General features: G+C 54.8%; 1 protein-coding gene. It reads left to right on the top strand.

The features are described 5' to 3' along the window. Window positions 1-608, top strand: a 608-nt coding sequence (locus LMJ30_RS21445; protein ID WP_229434622.1) for a transposase, incomplete at both ends; no start/stop codon positions are given.

The following is a 608-nucleotide window of genomic DNA, read 5'->3' as shown; positions in this document are numbered from 1 at the left end:
GTATTGGTGTCAAGACAAAGACCGATAAGAAAGACAGCGAGGTCCTTGCCCGCTTCGGCAACACGCAAAAACCAGAGGCCTGGATACCTCCGCCGGCATCTGCCCGTACCCTCAAAGCGTTACTCGCACGCCGCGATGCTGTCGCGGATGATCTTCAACGTGAGAAAAATCGCCAGGAAAAGCTCGTGGCAACCGAGACACCGCCACTCGTGCTGCAGTCCATTGATGCCTCAATCAAGTTCCTAAATGACGAGCTGAAGCGATTACAGAAAAGTATCGACGATCTGATCGATAAAGATCCCGATCTGCGCGGGAAGAAGGAACTGTTAGAAACCATCCCAGGTGTAGGCAAGCGCGTCTCAGACCACATCACTGCACTACTGGCAGCGCGCAGTTTCGAACGCGCAGAGCAGCTCGCTGCTTATCTCGGCCTCGTCCCGGTGCAATGGGAATCGGGATCATCAGTCCGAGGTCGACCACGCATGTCAAAGGCCGGCCCGGCACATCTGCGCAAGCTGCTGTATATGCCAGCGCTCGTCGCCATCCGAAAAAATGCCCACGTTCAGGCGATATATCTTCGTCTCATCGCCAAAGGAAAGTCCAAAATG

Origin of the sequence: Massilia agrisoli (genome assembly GCF_020831365.1) — a bacterium.
Classification (GTDB): Bacteria; Pseudomonadota; Gammaproteobacteria; order Burkholderiales; family Burkholderiaceae_D; genus Telluria_A; species Telluria_A agrisoli.
The sequence above is the reverse complement of the archived record's forward strand: the minus strand, read 5'-3'. Positions and strand labels throughout refer to the sequence as shown.